Source organism: Holdemania filiformis, from assembly GCF_003459085.1.
In the GTDB taxonomy this organism is placed as follows: domain Bacteria; phylum Bacillota_I; class Bacilli_A; order Erysipelotrichales; family Erysipelotrichaceae; genus Holdemania; species Holdemania filiformis.
The window spans coordinates 1-21810 of record NZ_QRUP01000006.1 but is presented as its reverse complement, the minus strand read 5'-3'; the positions used below and the strand labels follow the sequence as shown (position 1 = coordinate 21810).

Here is a 21810-nt window from a genome sequence, read left to right as displayed (position 1 = left end):
CCCTTACGCTTTCAGTATACCACGAAAGCGCCGACGTTTAAAGACTGATTTTTTTCTTTGAATCCGCTTATACTAAAGGTACATCAAAGGAGGAATTATCCATGAAATTTGAGATTGTCGGAAAAAATGTCAGCATCACGGAAGCAATGAGGCAGAAGATCGAAAGAAAATTATCCTTTTTGGACAAATATCTGTTAATCGATCCTGAAACAAGAGCCCGTGTTGTTGTCCGCACTTATCCTCTCACACAGAAAATTGAAGTCACGATCCCTACCAAAGTCGGAATCTTGAGAACAGAAGTTGAACATGAAGATTTATATGCGGCGATTGATTTAGCGATCGATAAGCTGGAAGATCAGGTTCGCCGTCAGAAAACCCGCCTGTCCCGCCGTCATCGTGAAAAACTGGCGCTGAGCTTTGTCGAACAGGACAATGTTAAGCTGGACCAGGGCGATATCGCAGTCAGAACCAAGACGGTCAAAGCACAGCGCATGGATCTTGAAGAAGCGATCATGCGGATGGAAATGCTCGGTCATTCCTTCTTCATCTATACTGATGAAGAAACCGACAGCATCGCCGTTGTTTACAAGCGCAACAGCGGAGGCTATGGCCTGCTGGAAACGGAAGACGAAGAATAAATTACAGGGAACGGTGAGCGCCGTTCCTTTTTTTTGACTTTACGATAGCCGTAAGTGAATAAACTGTCACTTTCTATGCAAGCTGTCCGTCATTTCACGTCTTGATTTTCAGGGTATACTAAAATCCTAAAACTATGTTTATAGAAGGGATTTGAGAACTATGGGAATGGTCATTGGAATGACGATAATCGGCCTGCCGCTGTCCTGCCTGATCGCTGGATTTCTGACGCGCGGTATTCGCCGGCGTAAGAATCTGACAAAGCTGCGCAAAGGATTGATCTGGGTATGGGCTTCCTATGCGCTTCTGGTATTCTTCGCAACAGTGGGGGTTGACCTTCTTATATTAGGCCCCGCAGCATTTCATCCGCCGGTGCATTTGATCAACGTTGTTCCTTTTGTCTGGATTCAGGAAACGTATCAAATGGGATTTGCCCGGATGATCGAACAATTATTGCTCAACATTGTCATGTTTGTTCCCCTGGGATTTCTGACGCCTGTTTGCTTTCCGAAGTTCCGTCCGCTGCGCCCCTGCCTGCTTTCACTGACGGGATATTCCCTGACGATTGAAATCCTGCAATTCTTTATCGGCCGTTCCGCCGATATCGACGATCTGATTATGAATACGCTGGGCGGAATTTTAGGCTGGCTGATCTTTTGCGCGGTGCGGCGCACACAACGGGGGCGTGAGAAATTACTGAAAGATTTTTCAGAGTAAACATGACAATAACGTTGCATAAGCTTGTTTGAGAAAGGGCTCAGGCTGAAGCGAAACTAAAGCTCATACAGGTATAGCGACTCAGATCTGGAATGAGGCTTTGTGCGGAGTGCATATCGCGTTGTTAATTACCGTCTTTTATTCATGCTTTGAAAATGACGAATATCGCTGAAAGTTTCCTGAACGGTGCGGGAATCGAACATGAACTTTCACAGAACCGGCGTGCAAAACGACAAAAACTGCCCGCCGCTTTTTCTATCATAGAACGTAGAGAAAGGAGAAAAGCGTGAACAGTTATGTGGAAGTAACCGTGATTCTCGGAACAATCCTGAACGGTTCAGTCTGGCTGACCTCGGCGTGGCTGTGCCGGCGTCCGGTCCGGCTGAGAAGAATACTGATGTTGTGTCCGCTGGCGCCGCTGGCCGCTTGTTTGTGCTGGTTTGACGATGCAATCTGGGTTTGCGCCCTGATCGAACTGATCAGCGTCCTGACCGTTTTCTCATTCGGACTTCAGGCAGCGGCTTTTGCCTGGGGCCTGCGGTTTCTGCTCGAATTCGGATTGATGAAGCTGTGGCGGGGATCGCTTGTGCATTTCCAGTTGTTTCTGCCTGTTTCGTGCTGGCAATGGACGATCGCCGCCGGGTTTCTGTTAATGTGGGATTTTATCCTCCAGCGGAAACTGGGCCAGGGGTTAGCGGAAACCGCGTTTTTGTATCCGGTGACGCTGCAGGCGGGGGATTGCGAACTGGCGCTCTCCGGTTATCTGGATTCCGGCAACAGCGCCGTCATCGAAGGCCGCCCGCTGATTTTCTGTACCCGGGAAATCAAAGGCCGGCTGAACTGGGCTCCGGTCCAGCCGCTGCCGGTGGAAACCGTTGCGGGTGTACGGGATGTGGCGGCGATCAGCGCTTCGCTGCAGATCCAGGGCGGATGCGTTCAGCCGGTCTGGCTGGCGTTCAGTGAAGCACTGGACGGCTGCGGTTACGATACGTTGCTGAACGTCACGCTGTTTACAGGTCACAGATAGAATGAAACGTTGGTTATGCAAATTAAAAGCTTTTTTGTTCGGAAAACGAAATCGTCATGTTCATTTTATTCAAGGCAACGACGTCTTGCCGCATCCGCTTGCCCGCGATGAGGAGGAAGCGGCGCTGATCGCGCTGGAAAACGGCGATCAACAGGCCCGCGATACGCTGATCGAACACAATCTGCGCCTGGTCGTCTACATCGCCAAGCGTTATGAAACCAATCCGATTTTCATGGAGGATCTGATCAGTATCGGAACGATCGGCCTGATCAAAGCTGTGAATACGTTTAAGCGGGATAAAAATATCAAGCTGGTTACCTATGCCTCGCGCTGCATTGAAAACGAAATTCTGATGTTTTTGCGCAAGAAGAGCCGGCGGAAAACCGAGATTTCGTTTGACGAGCCGCTCAACGTCGATTACGACGGCAACGAGCTGCTGCTGTCCGACATTTTGGGAACAGAAGGCGACATCGTCGCGGAAAGCTTCTATGCCGAGGAAGACAAGCGCCAGCTGTTAAAAGCCATGAGCAAGTTGAAAGAGAACGAGCGGATGATCTTAGAAATGCGCTACGGCATCAATCATGAGGAACTGACGCAGAAAGACATTGCCGATCAGCTGGGAATCTCACAGTCGTATATCTCAAGGTTAGAAAAACGAATTATCCAGAAGCTTAGGAATCAGTTGATCAAGCAGGAATAAAACCGGGATAAACCTTGACAGAGCCTGAACGAAAAGGCTACAATGAACACGTCGGAGGTGGCATCATGAATCGTGTTCGCGAGACAGTCAATGGTTTGCTGGTTGAAGTATTTAACCATATTTTATTTATTGAAGAACAGTATATGAAGCATCAGGGTGTCACGCTTTCCATGACGGAAGTTCATATTTTGGAGAATGTGGAAAAAAGCGAAACCAAGACGCTGGGCGATGTTGCGCGGCTGCAGATGGTCACGCCGGGCACACTGAGCGTCGCGGTGAATTCGCTGGTGCGCAAAGGATATATCATGAAATGCAAGGATCTGCAGGACAAGCGCGTTGTGCGGCTGCTTTTGTCAGCCAAGGCAAACGAAGTGCTGCGGATTCATCATCAGTTCCATGAAGAAATGGTCGACAGCTGCATCGTTGATCTGGAGTTGGAAAAAGAGGAAGTCATGATCGAAAGTCTGGAGAAGATTTTAAATTACTTCCGCTCGGAGCTGGAGAAAAACGAGAAGCCGAAGCGGCGGCCGGCATCCAGGAAAAAAGTGAAAACGGAAGATCAGGGTTAGTTTTGTTTTAATCGATGATGAAGTATCGGAAAGGCTCGCGGAGAAGCGGGTCTTTTCTTTTCGTTGACAATCATAGCCTCCCTGCTACAATGAGATTAGTAAGAGCGAGGGAAGCGAGGGAAAGAAGTATGGGGTATCCTATTATCACCGTCAGCCGGCAATATGGTTCGGCCGGCCGCGACGTTGCGCGCAAAGTGGCGGAGGAGCTGAAAATTCCGTATTATGACAAAGAGGTCATTTCGATGACCGCGGCGCAGACCGGTTTTTCCGAGGAAGTCGTCAGAAATGAAGAAAGGAAACGGTCGGTGCTGAGCAATCCATTGTTCAGTTTAACGCAGATGATCGATGTTCAGGTGTTTATGACCCAGTCGGAGATCATCCAGCAGCTGGCGGTGCAGCCGTGCGTGATCGTCGGCCGGTGCGCGGATTATGTTTTGCGGGGGCAGGACATTCTGAGTGTTTTCATCAACGCGCCGCTGCCGGACCGGATTGAACGGGTCAAGACGTTTTATAACCGCAAGGAACGGGATATCCGGGCGCTGGTGCTGCGGACGGACAAGGAGCGCAAGGCTTATTACGAGTATTACACCGATAAAAACTGGGGCGACAGCGGATCCTATGATCTGATGATCAACAGTTCGATCGGCCTGGATCTGGCAAAGGATCTGATCGTGCTGGCGGCTAGGAACTGGCATGGCTCACAAACAAAATAAAATTCTATAAAATGCCTGAGTGCCATTCTGCCTGTGAACAGAGAACGGACGTCAGGCTTTTCTTTTCGGCAAAGCCGGCTGAGCGTTATCAAAAAAAACGGATCATCTTATCCAGATCCGCATTTCTCCATGCAAAAGATTTCAGGAATTTACCTCCAGAACCTTCGTTTATTTATTCAGTGTTCATCATAACCTTGATCCTTCGGCGGCTAGGGACTTCCGCGTGCCATGGTGATGTTCTCAAAGATTCGGCAGGATAATTTCTTTGAACTCCGCCAGGCTGGACGTATTTTTTACCCGGAAGAGAATTTCCGGGTTCTCAAACAGGGACAAAATCGATTCGTTGATCGTCAGAAGAATCTGCTTATCATACTTATTGATCGCGATCAGAAGCATGACGTTGATAAGATTGCTTCCCCAGGTTATTCCGCTGCGGCTGACCGCGATGCCGATCTTGGTCTGATAGGCGTCCATGTGCACCGAATGGGGAATCGCGATGCTGCCGAAGGCCGTGGACGACGCGTTCTCCCGCTCTTTGACGAACGTGGTAAACGAAGCGGAAACGTAGCCGAGGGCCTCCATTTTATCGCAGACCTTTTGGATGGCGTCTTCCCGGCTTCCGTTTTCGATCACAAAGAACAGTTCCGGATGGAAGTAATGATCGAAATGATTAAAAATCAGCTCTTTCTTTTTCGCCTGCTGAATTTCATAAATCTTCTCCCGAATCTCATTTTTCTGTTTATCAAGCTGAAACGGCAGAATCAACAGCGAAGGATAGTTATAATTCCGTTCATCCTGAATCATCGTGATCAACAGATCAAATGTTTGTCTTTCCAATTCTTCATAGCTGGAAACAACCGCGTCAATCGTAATCTCATCGGCGTAGTCCTGCGTCAACTGATCATAGATCTTCTTTTCCAGGCCCAGATAATCGGAACACAACAGGACACATTTCAGCTTATCATTCGAGGAATTCTGGCGGTCGATTTCCGTGCCGACATGCAGGAAGATAAAGGCGACCTCATCCTCCGCAATCGCAACCTGGTAAATCTCCGAAAGCCGCAGCGCGATAAAAATAGCGATGTCATAGATGATCGGACAATCCTGCTTGATTTTCTCCGACAGCGGATTGCGGTTGTATTTTCCTAAGGAAGCCCGCGTGATCAGCGCTTTGATATGCAGACCGAACGGGATGATGAAGCTCTCATGCTTCAGATCGATGGAATACAGCTGCGAGACCTCCGCCATGATTTTCACGATCACGTCCAGCACATCCTCTCCGATCACTTCCCGCAGCTTGTCATAATTGGAATCGACCAGATAATTGATATTCGTCTTAAAAAAGATATAAATCTCATTTTTCTCATAGGCGTTCAGCGTGATGCTGAAATCCTGCTCAATCCGGTCGGAAAGCTGTCTGACCAGCGCCAACTCCTCGGGATTTTTCGTCATGATCTCGCGGATTTCCGATAAGTAATTGCCGGTTTTTACCCGTTCGATCAGAATCGCAAAATGCAGAAGCAGATTGGTATAGGAGAAGTTGTTGAGATTGTACGTTCCCTGCTTGAAAAAGTCGTTGAGAATTTGCGAGATCTTTTCGATTTCAGCGGGACTGAACGACTGTTTCAGCGTGTCCAGATCCAAAATCCGGCTGTGCGTTTCCTGCCGGATGATGCTTGAAAGCAGGGTGCGCTTGTCTTTTTCTGAGCCTTGAATCTGAATCAGATCGTTCTGCGTCGAGAAGCGCACGTGAAAGATCTGATACAGCGTGTTCATTTTTGCCAGGTCGCTTTTCAGCGTCGAATAGCTGATAAACAATTCATCGCACAGATCAAAGGTATTGAGCTGCCGGTGTTCGATCAGAATTTTCTTAATGATATAGACGGAACGTTCCGCATAACTCATCGCGAAGGTCTGCGGTTCATCCAGAAATGACAGGTCACTGATTTTGAGCGCGGTGTATCCCTTGTTGGAGGAGAGCACAACCTTATGATGCGCAAGCGCGTTGATCTCCTTGACGTACATTTTAACGGTTCTGACAGATACGTTTAAGACATCAGCCAGCTCGGCAGCCGTGCAGGGGACGTTCTGTTCCCATAAATAAAGGATCAGATTTTTCTTTTTGTTGATCGCCATACTCTCACCGGCCTTTTTCCTATGATCTTATTATAAAGGTAAAGATATTCTTAATCAATTCAATCCCTTTCACCGCAGGGTGCAGAGGTTCTGGCCTGAGCTGTCAGTCATGCACCTCAGCGTGCAAAGGTTCGGTTGAGGGGAAAGGACAGACAAATTATAATGAATCTGCGAGTGAGGGAAGGAGAAAAAATATGGAACCCATTCAAGTCTTATTGTGCTGCGGCGCCGGCTTGTCCAGCGGCTTTCTGGCGCAGGGCGCGCGCAAGGTCGCCAAGAAAAAAGGCCTTAACGTAAAAATCGAAGCCAAGAGCGAAACCGAGGCGGTCTTGTATCTGCCGAAGATCAACGTCCTGCTGCTGGCCCCGCACTATGAAAACTTCAAGGCTAAATTCACGGAATTGGCTAAGCCCTACAACGTTGCGGTCGGCGTCATTCCGCAGAAGGTCTACGGCAGTCTGGACGGAGAAAAGCTGATCGAGCTGGCGGTGGAGCTGCATCAGAGCCGGCAGGAAAACCATTGATTTCACCAGGGGAGGAAAAAATATGAAACGTTTTATGAACTGGCTGACGAATTCCTTTACGCCAACGATGAACAAGTTCTCACAGAAACCGGTTGTTGCCGCCTTATCCAGTTCGATGCAGAAGATCATCCCGTTTATTCTGACCGGGTCCTGCATCCACCTGTATAATGTTCTGCGCTCATACATTCCGGCGCTGCCGAACTTCATCCGCATCATCAACTTCTCCTTCGGCATGCTGGGGCTGCTGACCGCCTTCATGGTCGCCAACCAGATGATGGAGAAGCTCGGCCATACCAAATATACGATCAATGCTGGATTAACCGCGATTTCCGTGTTCATTATGTTTATCAAGCCGGTGATCGACGCCAACGGCATGTTTAGCGTTGAGTTCAACCGCTTCGGCCCAACCGGCATCATCGTCGGCATCGCGGCCGGCTACATGGTGTCAATTCTGTTCCACCTGGTCGGCAGACTCAATCCGCTGGGCGATTCCAGCCTGCCGGATTTTGTGATCGGCTGGGTTCAGAATATCATTCCGATCATCACCTCGATCGGCCTGACCGTCTTCTTAACCTTCTATCTGAATATTGATCTGTTCGCACTGGTGCTGCTGACCTTCTCGCCGATTCAGAACTTCGGTCAGACGCTGCCGGGCTTCGTCCTGCTGATCTTCTTAATGACGTTCTTCTATACGCTGGGCATTTCGCACTGGCTGTGGAACGGTGTGAAAACGCCGATCTTCATGGCCGGCATCGCCGCCAACATTGCCGCAGTGGAAGCCGGGCTGGCACCGATGAACATCGCGACCAACGAAGCGGTGTTTACGGCCGGTCTGATCACGATGGGCGGCATGGGCGCGACGCTGACGCTGAATCTGTTGATGTGCTTCTCAAAATCCAAGAGTCTGAAAACCGTCGGCCGGCTGACGATTCTGCCTTCGATCTTCAATATTAACGAGCCGATCATGTACAGCGCGCCGATCGTCATGAACCCGCTGCTGATGGTGCCGATGTGGATCAATTCGATCACCGGGCCGTTGGTCGTGTGGTTTACGATGCGCAGCGGGTTATTGAATATCCCGTCCAAAATGATTCAGGTCGGTCAGATTCCCGCGCCGCTCTCAAGCGTGATGATCACCGAGGACCTGCGGGCGATTCTGGTCTACGTCGTATTATTCCTGATCTATCTGGCAACCTGGTATCCGTTCTTTAAGGTCTATGAGAAACAGCGGATTGCCGAGGAACAGAGCGAAGCGCTCAACGGTTAAATCGGCGGAACTGACCGGCAATCCCTTCATCCGGAAGGCTGCTTATAACTTCAAGCTCCGACCATTTTCATAAAGAAAGGATCGACATGATGACATATTCAAACGAGGAACGGCTGGAACCGGCTGAGGTTTCAGAAATTGATTTAAATCAGGTGGCGATGCAGATCATCCTGCATTCGGGCAGCGCGAAAACCCTGGCTGACGAAGCGTTTCAGCTGGCCAAAGAAAAGAAATTCAAAGAGGCCTACGCAAAAATGGAACAAGCGGAAACCGAAGGCATCCTGAAAGCGCACCAGGCTCAGACGCTGGTGATTCAGGAGGAAGCCCGCGGCCTGGCGCACGCGCCGTCACTGTTGTTTACTCACGCCCAGGATCATTTGATGACGACGATGTGTGAGGTCAGCCAGGTGAAGCGGCTGATCGAACTGTACGAACTGATCGTTGGTTCGCAGTAGTTCAAAACAGGAGGAAACCCGATGGAAAAAGAAAAATACAAGTTTCCGCAGGACTTTCTGTGGGGCGGCGCGACGGCGGCCTGCCAGATCGAAGGGGCTTACGATGTAGACGGACGCGGTTTGTCTACGTCGGACATCCATCAATACAACGATCAGCTGGACCGGATCCGCTATCGGAAGAAGCTGGTGGAAAACGAACATACCAGTGCGACTCTGGCGGCGGCTGTTGCCGATCAGGAAGGGTACTATCCGAAACGGTACGGGAACGGCTTCTATTACCGCTATAAGGAAGACATTGCGCTGATGAAGGAAATGGGCATGAACAGCTTCCGGTTTTCGATCGCATGGCCGCGGATTTTTCCCCGCGGGGATGAGCGGGAGCCGAATGAAAAGGGCCTGCAATTCTACGATCAGGTCATCCGCGAGGTGATTGACGCCGGCATGGAGCCGATCGTTACGATGTTTCATTACGATATCCCGCTGCCGCTGTTGACGGAATACGGCGGCTTCAAGAATCCGCAGCTGATTGAATTCATGGTACGCTACGCCAAGGTGCTGTTAGACCGCTACAGCCATCTTGTCAAATACTGGATTCCGTTCAACCAGACGAACTTAGTTCAGTATTGTTCGTTTAAGTCACTGGGAATTCTGCGGGATAAGACCGAGAATCTGATCGAGGATCAATATATCGCAATACATCATCAGTTCCTGTGCAATGCACAAATCAAGGCGTATGCGAAGAAGATTAATCCCGAAATTCAAATTGGTATCATGCTGGCGGACTGCACCTACTATCCGGCGACCTGCCGGCCGGAGGATATTGTGTTTGCGATGAAGCGGATCCGGATGCAGTATTTCTATGCCGACGTGCCGCTGCGCGGGGAATATCCGGGCTTCATGCTGCGCTACTTTAAGGAGAATGACATTCACGTTGACATTACGGAAGCGGATAAGGCGCTGTTAAAAGAAAATACGCTGGATTTCCTGGCGTTCTCGTATTATTATTCGCGCACACTCGATTCGCAGAAGAACACGATGGACCCGGCTTCGATCAGCGAGAATCCCTACTTAAAGGCGAATGCCTGGGGCTGGACGATCGATCCGCTGGGGATGTACAACGCGATCAGCCAGTATTGGGACCGGTATCAGAAACCGATCATGATCGCGGAGAACGGTTTTGGCTATGAGGATGTCTTTGTCGATGGGACGGTGCACGACGATTACCGCATAGACTATCTGCGTCAGCATATCCAGGCGGTCGGCGAAGCGCTGCAGGACGGGGTGAAGGTTCTGGCCTATCTGCCATGGGGACCGATCGATCTGGTCAGCTCCGGAACAGCAGAGATGAGCAAGCGCTATGGCTTCGTTTACGTCGATCTGGATGATCACGGAAAAGGCACGGGCAACCGGTTTAAGAAGGATTCCTTTGCCTGGTATCAGAGGGTGATTGCCAGCCGGGGATCGGAGCTGTAACGAATTTCAGTGAGCCCAATATTTCTTATCTGAAATAAACGATAAAACAGGAAAAGCGGCAGCTGATAAAACCGCACATGAAAGAAATGAAGAGGGAAAGGCCGCGGGTCTTTCCTTTTCTGAACTAAAAGGCAACGAACCGCGGACACACGGCCGGATAAAATCGGAGTCTGTTAGTAAAATCGAACAGCCAGACGGATAACCGCAGTGGAATCAAGCGCAGATCAAAATAAGCTGGAGAAGAAATTCGGGGATAGATTATAAAACATCGGCATTCTTTTTTATTTGAATTTAAAGCTGACATACAGATGTCAACTTTCATGCTGTATGATAGACTTATAAAAAAGAAAGCGTTCCCTGAACTTTAGATCAGGAACGGATGAGGAAAAATGATGAGCCGACCGACGACGAAACAAGACCTGATTCTCGCTGCGAATACCAATTATGAAAAACTGCTGAACCTGATCGGCACTCTGACGGAAACCGAACTGAATACGCCGTTCCATTTTGAAAACGACGAAAAGAAAAAAGAAGCGCACTGGAAACGTGATCAGAACTTGAAAGACGTACTGATTCATCTCTATGAATGGCACCAGCTGATCCTGAACTGGATTGACGCGAATCAAAAGGGCGAGGCCAAGCCGTTTATCCCTGAGCCCTATAACTGGAAAACCTACGGTGTGATGAACGTCGGCTTCTGGAAAAAACATCAGGCGACGACGCTGGAACAGGCGAAGAAACAGCTGGATCAGTCGCACAAAGCCGTGATGGCGCTGGCGGAAACGTTCACCAACGAACAGCTGTTTGCCAAAGGTATCTATACCTGGGTCGGCGGCAGCACGCTTGGATCTTATTTTGTCAGCTGCACGTCCAGCCATTACGACTGGGCGGTTAAGAAGCTGAAAGCCCATATCAAAAACTGTAAGGCTTGATGCCTCGGCCAGAATGCATCGTTTCAGACTTTTTTCCAGGCTGTGATACAATAGAACACAGAAGGAAGGCGAAAGTGTGAAAGTGATTTATCATATCGACACGATGGAGGCCTGGACAATGACGCTGGGCAACGTCCGCAACATGCTCGACGGACTGCATCAGAATCAGGAATCTTATGAAATCGAAGTATTGGCTAACGGCCCCGCGGTCCGGGGCTATCTGCCGGGGATTCTGCCCGATTCGCTGAATGTCGTCATGGCGCAGGCCAAAGCCGAGGGCGTGGTCTTCGCCGCCTGCCGCAACGCGCTGCGCGCGCAGGCGCTGAACCCGGAAAGCCTGATCGAGAAGACGGTTGTTGTACCGGCCGGGGTGATCGAGCTGGCGCAGAAGCAGCAGGCAGGCTTCGCGTATATTAAACCCTAAGTCAGCCCAGTCTCCCGCAAGAATTGACACAAAGCTTAAAAGATCGCCCAATCCAGCGGTCTTTTTCTTTTACCACGGACGGCGAAACGCTCAGAAGCAACGATGAAAAAAGCATACGCTGGGTTAGGAAATCTTGGATTTCTAAAGGAGGATCTCATTATGAATCATCTGCACAATGCTCAGTTTCGTCCGGGTCCTGAGGATTCCCTGTTGTATTTCACATCCCAGGGGAATGTCCGCTGGCAGGATCCGGCGGCTCAAGGACATCATGCGTGCGTTATGACGCACACTTCCAGCCGGCAGAATACGCAGCTGAACTATGCGCTGCCGATCTGGGTCAAAGACCGCACCCAACTATATTTAAGCGGCTGGATGCGGGCCAGCCGGAACACACCGGTTAGAATGATGCTGCGCTATCAGAAGCAGGATGGTACGCTGGTGAAGGAAGAACAAATAGCGCTGACCGTCGGGACGGAGTGGCAGTGGAAATATCAATGCCGCGCGATTCCGCAAGGGGCTGAACAGCTGCGCCTGTCGCTGCACCTGGCTTCTCCCGCGACATTGCGGCTGCGTGCTCCGCGTGTCTTTTTCTGGTGGTAAGACCGATTTTTGATAAAATGTGATATAATCCTGAGAGTATTCAGGAGGCTTATCATGATCGAAGAAATCAATCCGTATCACTTTTACAATCAATATGAACCGCGGCAGCCGCAGCCGTCGGATCGGATCCTGATGTTCCGCGAGGAACAGGTGGCGATGATCCGGCGTCCGGAAGGATTGGACTATCCCCGTTTCGCGGAGCTGTCCCTGACGCAAGCGGAAGCCGCAGCTCTGATTTTTCTATTCAGAATCAATGAGGAGGCTTATTTTCTGAACGAGACTTCGGTCGATCTGTCTTTTTTATGTTGGTTTCCGATCGCACAGTTCCGCGAGCTGAAGCCGAATTATTTGGCAATGGCCGGAATTACCGCGGTTCAGCTGAAGCGCTGGCGTCAAACCCGGCGCTTTTGCGGCATCTGCGGTCAGGCTTTGTGCGACAGTCCGCGGGAACGGGCCCGCGTTTGTCCGCAGTGCGGCCGGGTCGAATATCCGCAGATTTCGCCCTGTGTCATTACCGCGGTGATCGATCGCAGCCAGAACAAACTGCTTGTCGTTCAGGGACATTCGACGGGCCGGCGTATGGCGCTGGTGGCCGGCTATGTTGAAATCGGGGAAACGCTGGAACAGGCCGTCGCGCGGGAAGTCGCGGAGGAAGTCGGTCTGAAGGTCAAAAACCTGCGTTATTACGGTTCGCAGCCGTGGGCGTTTTCTTCGACACAGATGATGGCGTTTGTTGCTGATCTGGACGGCAGCCCAAAGCTTACGCTGCAGGCGGAGGAAATTGCCGCGGCCCGATGGATGAGTACGGAAGAACTTCCGGAGAATGCAGATCCGTTAAGTATCGGGCATCAGATGATCGAACGTTTCCGTCAGGGACGCTTGTAAAATCTCCAGGAGGATCCTGTGCTTTAGCGATCTTGAAAATTGGGAAGAGATCGGCGGCGCGGAATAAAATGAGGTTAGTTAAAAGCAGGGCCTGTTCCTGCTTTTTTCAGTTTTTCTCCTCAGCATAAAAAAAGCCGTTATCGCGAAAGGGGATAACGGCGGCGGCAAAATTCTACTTTGCCGGTTTAAGAATGATCCGTTCATTACCATTTTGATATCAAAATCCAATAGCTGTAAAAACCGGCGGTTGGATTGACGTTACTTTACAGCGTCTTGTCCAGAACTCACCATGGCCTTAAGTTTCTGGTTAATTTCTTCCTCCCGCATCGGTTTCCCGAAATAGTATCCCTGGATCGTATCGACGTTCATCGGATACAAGATCTGAAACTCGGCTTCCGTTTCCACGCCTTCAGCGCAAACTTCGATATTGACCTTATGGCAGATCGCCACGATGAATTGAATAAATGATTCGTCAAAATTACTTGCGTCCACGCCATGCACGAAGGCGCGGTCAATCTTGACGATATCCGCCGGCATTTTCTTCAGCATGTCCAGACTGGAATATCCGGTTCCAAAATCATCCATCGCGATCCGCATTCCCAGATCGTGAATCCGCTGGAACAAATGTTCCAAGGCATGAGCGCGTGACGCGATGACCGATTCGGTCATTTCAACGATGATCCGGCCGGGATCCACCTGCGTCGCCGCGAGCGTTTCCTGCATATAATCAATAAAGTCCGGTTCCATCAGCTGCAGATACGAAAGATTGATGCTCATGGTCAAGGCTGGAGCCAGGGCGGACCATTGCGCACACTTCGCGCAAGCCTGCCGGAAAATCCAGCGCCCAACCGGACTGATCATGCCGCTTTCTTCCAGGAGCGGGATAAATTCATTGGGCGGCACGAAGCCATACGGCTCCTTCTGCCATCGGGTCAGCGCTTCAAAGCCGATCCATTGGCCGGTTGTGACGCTGACCTGCGGCTGATACATTAAGAAGAAACCGGCGTAATTTTGATCGACGGATTCACGCATTTTTTCAATAATCCCCAAGGAACGAATCTTGCGGGCCAGGATCTGACGGGTAAAGAATTCTAGCCGGTTTTTCCCGTTGAGCTTGGCCTGTTCCAGGGCATAGCCGGCCGCTTTAACAAGCTCCAGGAAGCTCCGGGCATCCTGCGGGTAAACCGCGCAGCCGGCGGAAAGCGTGCAATAATACCGTTTTCCTTCGTAAATCATCTGCTGATCAAAGGCGGTCTGCAGCTTTTTATAGATTCCGCGGATAGCCTCAGGCTGGCAGCCGCTGATCAGAATGCCGAACTCATCCCCATCCAGCCGGTAAACCTCGGCATTTTCCGGAAGCAGGCTCATAATCCGCTGGGCGCTGATCCGCAGAACTTCGTCGCCAAAGCTGCGGTCGTATAAATCGTTGATGTGTTTGAAATCATCCAGACCCAGCTGCATGATCGCCAGCGGCGTATCCGGCCGGCGGGTTATCAGCCGCTGCGTTTCCTCGCGGTAAACCATCTTATTGAACAAACCGGTGATCCGGTCCGTTTTATTTTTCCGGCTGAGATTGGAGATAATGCCGGCGAACAACACCGGACTGCCGTTCTCATCAAATACAACCTTGCCGCGGCAGCGGACCCAAACCCACTCGCCCCGCTGATTGAGCGCGCGGTATTCGACGTTGTGCGAAGTGGCACGGCCGTCCAGAATGATCTGATTGGCTTCTAAGAATGCCGCTTTGTCGTCAGGATGAACCTTTTCCCCCCACACGGCCGCTGCGTTGCGCACGATCTGACCAGGCAGACCGAATTCCTCGACCATCGCCTGGGGATAGCGGAACACATCGTCGCGCAGGTTATTGATAAAGATGTAATCATCGGTACTTTCGACCAGCGCGTCATATAAATAAGCGGAATCATAGCTGAACGAGACCTCGCCGTGATATTCCTTGAGCTGCATCTGTGCCTTTTCCGATTCTTTGAGCTGGATGTGAAGCAGCCGCTTTTGCGTATACATCGCATCGTCAACTTGGGAGAGCAGCGTGCCGCAGGCAAGCTGAAGCCCTGCGGCGACAAAGATCAAGCCGTAACAGAAGCTGCATCGGTAAGCTTTCTTTTCCGCTTCAGCCCATTGCCGAAGCTGCTGCTGCGCCTGGTTGAGCAGGGCTGTTCCGGCGGAGACAGGCTGATCGATCAAAACCAGGATAAATTCATCGCCGCTCAGTCGGAAAAATAAATCTTCCCGGCGAAGCAAGCCGGTTAGGGTCCGGCTGATCTGACGGATCAGAACGTCGCCTTCCCGATGACCGAATTGATCGTTGACCACTTTTAACTGATCGATGTCCAGCATCGCTGCCGTGATGCTCAATTGTCCCTGACCGACTTGTTCGAGCAGTTCGTCCAGCGTGCGCAGACCGGCCCGCCGATTGGGAATCAGCGTTAGCTCGTCGGTGTCGGCGTCCAGGCGCAGACGGTGTGATTCCGTTACGTCGATCGCGTGCTGAAAATGAACGAGGCGGCCGTCGATCCAATGGATCAGACTGTCGCGGTTGCGGTAGATGCGCTGGTTCAGCGTGTTTTTCCGTTCTCCCTGCGTATGCGGCAGCTTTTGATCTGACTGAGCGGCCAGCGTCGGCAGCGGACAGAAACGGCATGGTCCGTTCATCCCTCGCTGCAGTACCTTCCAACAGGGCTGGCCTTCCGGCGAAGCCAGCTGAAAATCGTCTTTCATGGCCTGGTTCATAAATAAAATTTCATGGGTTTGAGCGTCTGCAATCCATAGATGCGTTGGCATCTGATCCATGATTTCATGGAAAAAACGAATTTCGTTTTGACGATTGTCCAGAGAACTGGAATAGGTTGCGGTATACTGGCGCAGCTGCCGGATGAAAGTCAGCTCCGTTTCTTTCCATTCTTTTTCTTCGCGCCGCCAATAAAGCAAGGTCTCCGGCTGCGTCTGCAGCGAAGTCCAGAGTTCGTCGTTTTTGATGTAAAGATCACAGTTTTTTAATATTTCTTGAATTTGGTTCATTTCTTCCGGACTGATTTTTGGCGCAGGAGCGGGATCTTCCGACCAGCTTTCCCAATCGGAGAACAACAGCCGGTACAAGGTGAGAGTCTGGAATCCGAACGGTTTCAGAATCCGGCTCAGGGCCTGAACCTGACTTTGTCCGTCGCGGGCTCGCAGAAATTCGATCAGATCCGCGCAATCGGCGGCGAAGGGTGTTGAATTTTGTTCGTTACTGAAAGAGGAGGCTGTCATGGCTAATCCCTCCAGTCATAAAAATAAGGTTTGTTTCATTATAACAAATTTCCCTGAAAAAGGGGCGATTCCTAACAATTCATAAGGAATTCTCTGGCTTTTTCCAACACAATTCGTATCTTATTTCATAAAAAAACAGCGGGAGCGCCGCTGCTTTTCAAATGTAATGAAATCAGATCAGAATTAGAAGAATGTTTCCTAACAGAACAAGTGAGTAGGCCAGTGTCATCGGGATGATCGAGTGGGTCTGATTGTAAGCGTAGGAAGCCAGCGTCGAGGTTAAAAAGAAATAACCGAACAGCCGCAGGAACTGATCGAAGGTCGAGGGAAGCAGACTGACCGTGCACAGAAAACCGAACAGAAAGCCGGAGATCAGAATGGTCATCGACTCGTTGACCTGCAGGTGAATGCGGTCGACAAAGATCTTGAATGCCAGTGTGAAGCTGACGGCGTAACAGACAGAGTAGGCCAGGACCATCGCCGGAATAAAGAAGGTGTAATGGAGCAGAATTTCGCGTTCCAGAATGGTGTTATCCGGGCGCAGAAGAAAATGATAGGCGAGCTGCAGCAGAATGATGACGATGAAGCAGATCAGCGTGAACAACAGACAGTCTTTCATATTTTTAGCGAACCGCTGCAGATGCAGACTGAAAACCTCCCAGTTCAGACTGATTAAAATCAATGCGGTTGCGCTATATATCATCGTATGGGTGATCGTCATGGAATCGACGAACTGGTTCAGCCAGGCCGCACTGAGCGGCAGGGCGAAGTAAACGATTAATGAAATTAATATTTTAGGTATGGATATCGTTGTTTTATTCATGGGAAACCTCCGTCATTATTGTAATCTAAACCGGAATAATTGTCACGATGAAACCGTATTGTAAATGAAACCTGCGGCAGAAAATCAATGTTTTTTTGAGTTTTAAGACGAAAAATAAATGAAAAAAGAAGCAGGAAATAAAAAAATTCACGATAAGCGAGAAAAAACAAGGAATTTAGCGAAAATGCGCGAATAAGTATAATAGCGGGTAAAAAATCCCGGAAGGAGGAGACGCTATGAACAAACCGCTGAAATGCCGCGAACAGGAGGGCGTGATCCGGTATCTGACGCAATGTTACCGCAAATCCTGCCAACGTTTAAAACTGCACCGGTTTCTTACGCCGGAGAAGAAACAGGAGCATAAAGATCAGCAGCAGTGCGATGAGCTGACCGTCGCTTTGTATGAAAGCGCGCTGGAAGCGATGCCTGAAACTTACCGTGAAATCATCGTCCGGGAATTTCTGGATGAAAGCGCTGACGGCTGGTTTTATAATTACTATACAAAAAGCACGTTTTATCGGCTTCGCCAGCGGGCGATCCATGAATTTATGGATTGCCTGAACGTGTAAAAAATGATATCATTTCTGGTAGAGGTGGAAAGATGGAAACGTTTGAACTGTTGAGGTCCTTGTTGGCTGAAAAGGTGAAAGACAACGCCGAAATTACACCCCGGACGAACCTCAGAGAGCTGGGCATTGATTCCGTGGATCTGGTGGAAATTCTCTTAAATTTCGAGGAAAAAATGAACCTGACATTTGAGGATGAAGCCATGCTGAAACTGAGTACCGTTCAGGATGTGCTGGATTTGTCGCAAGAGATATCAAATTAGGAGGAAGCAGTATGTTAAAAGGTATCGCAGCATCGTCAGGAATCGCTATCGCAAAAGTGTATAAGCTCCAACAGCCGGTCTTGAACATCGAAAAGAAAGAATGTGACAGCGCGGCGGAAGTCGCGAAGTTCCAGGCTGCCCTGGTCAAGACGCAGGCGGATATTGAAGCGGTCAAGGCGAAAGCGGAAGGAAAACTTTCGGAGGAAGAGCTGGCGATTTTCGACGCTCATCTGATGATGGCGAACGATCCGGAACTGTCCGGACAGATCGAGGAAATGATCAAGAATGAAAGCTGCAACGCGGAATTCGCTACGGAAACCGTCGCGAACATGATGATTTCCATGTTTGAATCGATGGACAACGATTATTTCAAGGAAAGAGCTGCCGATGTCAAGGACGTTACATTCCGTCTGAAATGCAACATCGTCGGCGCGGTAATTCCGGATCTGACGACAATCAATGAAGAAGTCGTCATCGTGGCGGAGGATTTAACGCCGTCCGATACCGCTCAGCTGAACAAGCAGTTTACATTAGGTTTCGCGACAGCGACCGGCGGCCGCACGTCGCACTCCGCGATTATGGCAAGAAGCCTGGAAATCCCGGCGGTTGTCGGCTGTGCCGGCATCATGGAACAGGCCAGTCAGGGCGATCTGCTGATCCTGGACGCGGTTGAAGGTCAGGTCATCCTGAATCCGACGCCGGAACAGGTTAAAGAATATGAAGCCAAGGCGGAAGCGTTCAAGGCGGAAAAAGAAGCGTTAAAGGTTCTGAAAGACGCCAAGAGTGTGACGACAGACGGTCATGAGGTTGAACTGGCCGGCAACATCGGCACACCGAAGGATGTCGAAGGCGTTCTGAACAACGGCGGCGAAGGCGTCGGCCTGTACCGCACAGAGTTCTTATATATGGACAGCGAACTGGACTTCCCGAGCGAGGACGAACAGTTCGAGGCTTACAAAGCGGTATTAGAAGGCATGGGCGGCAAGAAGGTCGTCGTTCGGACGCTGGATATCGGCGGCGATAAGAAACTGCCGTACTTCACGTTCCCGGAAGAAATGAATCCGTTCCTGGGCTACCGCGCCATTCGTCTGTGCTTGGACAGAACTGATATTTTCAGAACTCAGCTGCGCGCTTTGATCCGGGCTTCGGTTTACGGCAAGCTGTGCATCATGTTCCCGATGATCGCGACGCTGGACGAATTCCGTCAGGCAAAAGCGCTGTTTGAAGAAGAAAAGGCGAAGCTGGTCAGCGAAGGCGTTGCCGTTTCCGATCATATTGAAGTCGGCATGATGGTTGAAATCCCGGCGGCAGCGGTGCTGGCGGATCAGTTTGCCAAGGAAGCGGATTTCTTCTCCATCGGCACCAATGACCTGATTCAGTATTCGATGGCCGCCGACAGAATGTCGGAAAAGGTTTCCTATCTGTATCAGCCGCTGAATCCGTCTATCCTGCGTCTGGTCAAGGTGACGATCGACGGTGCGCACAAGGAAGGCAAGTGGGTCGGCATGTGCGGTGAAATGGCGGGCGACGAGCTGGCTGCGCCGGTACTGTTAGGTCTGGGTCTGGATGAATTCTCGATGTCCGCTTCCAGCATTCTGCGTACCCGCAAGATGATCCGTTCCCTGTCCAAGCAGGAAATGGAAGTCATGGCGGAAAAGGCTCTGCAGTGCGGCAATATCAAAGAAGTTACAGAATTAGTGAAAAACAGCTTAAAATAATGTAAAATAAAGAGTGGAACTCCACTCTTTATTTTTATGCGCAGGTGATACCATGAAAAGAGTCCTCTTTATTTCTTCAACCGGCGGTCATTTAACCGAGCTCTTGCAGCTGGAACCGCTGTTTCAACACTACGAAGCGTCGCTGGTCACGGAAAAGACAAAATCGAACGCTTCTTTAAAGCAAAAGTATGGAAAACGAATGCATTATCTGGCTTACGGCACAAAGCAGCATCTGCTGCCGTATCTGTTTATTTTTGCGTGGAACATCATCAAAAGCTTCGCGCTGTTTGTCCGCATCCGCCCGGATGTCGTCATCACAACCGGAACGCATACCGCGGTGCCGATGTGTTTTATCGCGCATTTCTTCAAAAAGAAAGTGATTTGGATTGAGACGTTCGCCAATTCCACGACGCAGACGGAGGCGGGCAAGCTGGTTTATCCGATTGCCGACCTGTTTATCGTTCAATGGGAATCGATGCTGAAGCTGTATCCGAACGCTGTGATGGGAGGGTGGATCTTTTAATGATATTAGTAACGCTAGGTACGCAGGATAAGGCTTTCCCGCGGCTGTTGGAAGCGATTGAAAAGCAGCTGAAGAAGGGAACGATCAACGATGAGGTTATCGTCCAGGCCGGCTGCACCGCCTTTGAATCTGAGCAGATGAAGCTGTTTGATCTGATTCCGATGGAACAGTTTGACGAGCTGTTAGCCCGGTGTGATCTGTTGATCACGCATGGCGGGGTCGGAACGATTATGGCCGGCCTGCGGTTAGGGAAAAAGATCATCGCGGCGCCCCGGCTGGCGCAATATCACGAGCATCACAACGATCATCAGACGGAAATTGTGTCCAGCTTTGAGCAGCAGGGATATTTGTTAGCGCTGCATGACTTTGATCGCTTGGATGAGGTGCTGAAACAAGTCCGGACATTTGAGCCGAAGCTGCTTGTCAGCAATACGGCGAACATGATTCAATTGATCGACGACTGGATTCAGACTAACGCGTAGGCAGGAAAACAGGAAGTAAAAGGCCGCTGTTTTTTTGCGGCCTGAAAGCTGGAGATCAATCGGTCTGTTTGAAAAAAGAATACTGGATCCATCCTGCGATCCGGCTGAATTAAAACGACAGGGGAGGAACGTCAATGAAATTTTTAGCATCCGATTACGACGGAACGCTGCGGTTAGCGCCGCAGGTGGATCCGGCAACCGCCGCGCGTGTGGCTCAGTTTCAGAGTCATGGACATCGCTTCGGTATTGTCACCGGGCGCGCGCTGAATACGATTTATGATGAAGCGCATCACAATCAGGTCGATCCGGACGTCTTTATCTGTTCCAACGGCGCGCTGATCGCGGATCGGGATCAGAACATTTTAACCGCGCACTGGATTCCGTTTGACCGGGCGTGCGCTTTGATCGAATATTTGAAGCAATCGGATTTCGAATCGTTCACATTCTGTAACGGCGAGGACAGCGGTTATCATGTCAATGAACACATCGTGCAGAGTCCGCGCTCGTTAGAGCGGCGCGAGAAGTTCTTCGCCAAGACGATCGGCGAGGCGGAAGTGCTGGCGAAAGGCCGGATGATCTCGCTGGCGGCGTGGATCAGCGACCGCGGCCGGATGGCGGAAATGCAGGCGGAAATTCAGGAAAGGTTCGGTGACGCGGTGGAAAGCTATCTCAACCGCGGAACGCTGGATATCGTTGCCCGGGGCGTGTCGAAGCAGACCGGCGTCGAGTGGGCGGCTTCCTGGCTGAAGGCGGACGAAGTGTATGTGATCGGCGACGATTACAACGACCTTCCGATGATCGAGGGGCTGCATGGTTTCGCGATGAGCTCCGGCGTGGAAGCGGCTAAAGCGGCGGCCAGCCGGTTGTTCGATACCGTGGATGATTGTCTGGATTATCTGGAAGACGCGTCCCCTTCAAATTAAATCCGGGACCGGAACGATCGTACAGATCATCCGGTCTTTTTTTGTCTTGAATCTTCGAATTAACCGCATCACTGTCCAGCCGTTAAAAATAAGGATCAAACAGCGGAAGCTTTTTTCAGAGTTGCGGAACGAAAGAAAAGAGGCTGTGACAGATAAGGGATAGGAAAAAATAAAAAAATGCGTAACT

At 50.4% G+C, this 21810-nt stretch carries 23 protein-coding genes; 20 read left to right on the top strand and 3 right to left on the bottom strand.

What is annotated here, in order from left to right:
• Positions 1-101: 101 nt before the first annotated feature.
• The 6 genes from hpf to DWY25_RS06230 all read left to right on the top strand — a co-directional run bounded on the left by hpf (position 102) and on the right by DWY25_RS06230 (position 4362).
• Positions 102-638 (top strand): ribosome hibernation-promoting factor, HPF/YfiA family, encoded by a 537-nt coding sequence (gene hpf / locus DWY25_RS06255; RefSeq protein ID WP_117894517.1) that lies wholly within the window; start codon positions 102-104, stop codon positions 636-638.
• A gap of 160 nt (positions 639-798) precedes the next feature.
• Positions 799-1353: a VanZ family protein gene (locus DWY25_RS06250; RefSeq protein WP_117894516.1), complete on the top strand. Its 555-nt coding sequence runs from the start codon at positions 799-801 to the stop codon at positions 1351-1353.
• A 286-nt stretch (positions 1354-1639) separates the two neighbouring features.
• Entirely contained in the window at positions 1640-2380 is a 741-nt protein-coding gene (locus tag DWY25_RS06245; protein WP_117894515.1) for a sigma-E processing peptidase SpoIIGA, read from the top strand.
• 1 nt (position 2381) lies between these two features.
• On the top strand, positions 2382-3080 hold the full coding sequence (sigK, locus tag DWY25_RS06240; protein WP_117894514.1) for an RNA polymerase sporulation sigma factor SigK: 699 nt from the start codon (positions 2382-2384) through the stop codon (positions 3078-3080).
• A 65-nt stretch (positions 3081-3145) separates the two neighbouring features.
• Positions 3146-3649 carry a MarR family winged helix-turn-helix transcriptional regulator gene (locus tag DWY25_RS06235; protein ID WP_117894513.1) on the top strand — a complete coding sequence of 168 codons (504 nt, stop codon included), beginning with the start codon at positions 3146-3148 and terminating at the stop codon, positions 3647-3649.
• A 128-nt stretch (positions 3650-3777) separates the two neighbouring features.
• Positions 3778-4362 carry a cytidylate kinase-like family protein gene (locus DWY25_RS06230; protein WP_039864332.1) on the top strand — a complete coding sequence of 195 codons (585 nt, stop codon included), beginning with the start codon at positions 3778-3780 and terminating at the stop codon, positions 4360-4362.
• Positions 4363-4602: 240 nt separating this feature from the next.
• On the opposite strand, the gene DWY25_RS06225 is transcribed toward DWY25_RS06230, so the two are convergent.
• Complete coding sequence (locus DWY25_RS06225) at positions 4603-6498, bottom strand: BglG family transcription antiterminator (RefSeq protein ID WP_117894512.1); 1896 nt, start codon at positions 6496-6498, stop codon at positions 4603-4605.
• Between the two features lie 194 nt (positions 6499-6692).
• Here DWY25_RS06225 and DWY25_RS06220 point away from each other — a divergent pair, with 194 nt between their 5' ends.
• The 8 genes from DWY25_RS06220 (at position 6693) to nudC (ending at position 13058) form a co-directional block, all read left to right on the top strand.
• Positions 6693-7022, top strand: a complete 330-nt coding sequence (locus tag DWY25_RS06220) for a PTS sugar transporter subunit IIB (RefSeq protein ID WP_117894511.1) — start codon at positions 6693-6695, stop codon at positions 7020-7022.
• A gap of 22 nt (positions 7023-7044) precedes the next feature.
• Entirely contained in the window at positions 7045-8289 is a 1245-nt protein-coding gene (locus DWY25_RS06215; RefSeq protein WP_117894510.1) for a PTS sugar transporter subunit IIC, read from the top strand.
• Between the two features lie 86 nt (positions 8290-8375).
• Positions 8376-8744, top strand: coding sequence for a PTS sugar transporter subunit IIA (locus tag DWY25_RS06210; RefSeq protein ID WP_117894509.1), 369 nt, complete (start codon positions 8376-8378; stop codon positions 8742-8744).
• A gap of 21 nt (positions 8745-8765) precedes the next feature.
• Complete coding sequence (locus DWY25_RS06205) at positions 8766-10217, top strand: glycoside hydrolase family 1 protein (protein ID WP_117894508.1); 1452 nt, start codon at positions 8766-8768, stop codon at positions 10215-10217.
• A gap of 392 nt (positions 10218-10609) precedes the next feature.
• A complete protein-coding gene (locus tag DWY25_RS06200) occupies positions 10610-11149 on the top strand; it encodes a ClbS/DfsB family four-helix bundle protein (RefSeq protein ID WP_117894507.1) in 540 nt (179 codons plus the stop codon).
• A 76-nt stretch (positions 11150-11225) separates the two neighbouring features.
• Positions 11226-11573, top strand: coding sequence for a DsrE family protein (locus tag DWY25_RS06195; RefSeq protein ID WP_117894506.1), 348 nt, complete (start codon positions 11226-11228; stop codon positions 11571-11573).
• A 159-nt stretch (positions 11574-11732) separates the two neighbouring features.
• A complete protein-coding gene (locus tag DWY25_RS06190) occupies positions 11733-12173 on the top strand; it encodes a hypothetical protein (protein WP_117894505.1) in 441 nt (146 codons plus the stop codon).
• Positions 12174-12227: 54 nt separating this feature from the next.
• Complete coding sequence (gene nudC, locus DWY25_RS06185) at positions 12228-13058, top strand: NAD(+) diphosphatase (protein WP_117894504.1); 831 nt, start codon at positions 12228-12230, stop codon at positions 13056-13058.
• Between the two features lie 258 nt (positions 13059-13316).
• Here nudC and DWY25_RS06180 read toward each other — a convergent pair whose 3' ends face one another.
• Both DWY25_RS06180 and DWY25_RS06175 read right to left on the bottom strand, forming a co-directional pair.
• Positions 13317-16325, bottom strand: a complete 3009-nt coding sequence (locus tag DWY25_RS06180) for a bifunctional diguanylate cyclase/phosphodiesterase (protein WP_117894503.1) — start codon at positions 16323-16325, stop codon at positions 13317-13319.
• 172 nt (positions 16326-16497) lie between these two features.
• Entirely contained in the window at positions 16498-17148 is a 651-nt protein-coding gene (locus DWY25_RS06175) for a hypothetical protein (protein WP_117894502.1), read from the bottom strand.
• 236 nt (positions 17149-17384) lie between these two features.
• Between DWY25_RS06175 and DWY25_RS06170 the strand changes: the two genes are divergently transcribed.
• The 6 genes from DWY25_RS06170 (at position 17385) to DWY25_RS06145 (ending at position 21623) form a co-directional block, all read left to right on the top strand.
• Positions 17385-17717: an MG284/MPN403 family protein gene (locus DWY25_RS06170; RefSeq protein ID WP_006059268.1), complete on the top strand. Its 333-nt coding sequence runs from the start codon at positions 17385-17387 to the stop codon at positions 17715-17717.
• 32 nt (positions 17718-17749) lie between these two features.
• The gene (locus tag DWY25_RS06165; RefSeq protein WP_006059269.1) at positions 17750-17977 is read left to right on the top strand and encodes a phosphopantetheine-binding protein; all 228 of its coding nucleotides are present in this window, start codon (positions 17750-17752) and stop codon (positions 17975-17977) included.
• A gap of 11 nt (positions 17978-17988) precedes the next feature.
• Positions 17989-19695 carry a phosphoenolpyruvate--protein phosphotransferase gene (gene ptsP / locus DWY25_RS06160; RefSeq protein WP_117894501.1) on the top strand — a complete coding sequence of 569 codons (1707 nt, stop codon included), beginning with the start codon at positions 17989-17991 and terminating at the stop codon, positions 19693-19695.
• 52 nt (positions 19696-19747) lie between these two features.
• The gene (gene pssD, locus DWY25_RS06155; protein WP_006059271.1) at positions 19748-20218 is read left to right on the top strand and encodes a PssD/Cps14F family polysaccharide biosynthesis glycosyltransferase; all 471 of its coding nucleotides are present in this window, start codon (positions 19748-19750) and stop codon (positions 20216-20218) included.
• Entirely contained in the window at positions 20218-20700 is a 483-nt protein-coding gene (pssE, locus tag DWY25_RS06150) for a PssE/Cps14G family polysaccharide biosynthesis glycosyltransferase (protein ID WP_181981721.1), read from the top strand. The genes pssD and pssE overlap by 1 nt, the downstream gene beginning before the upstream one ends.
• Positions 20701-20834: 134 nt before the next feature.
• Entirely contained in the window at positions 20835-21623 is a 789-nt protein-coding gene (locus DWY25_RS06145) for an HAD-IIB family hydrolase (protein WP_117894499.1), read from the top strand.
• The last annotated feature ends 187 nt before the right edge of the window (positions 21624-21810 follow it).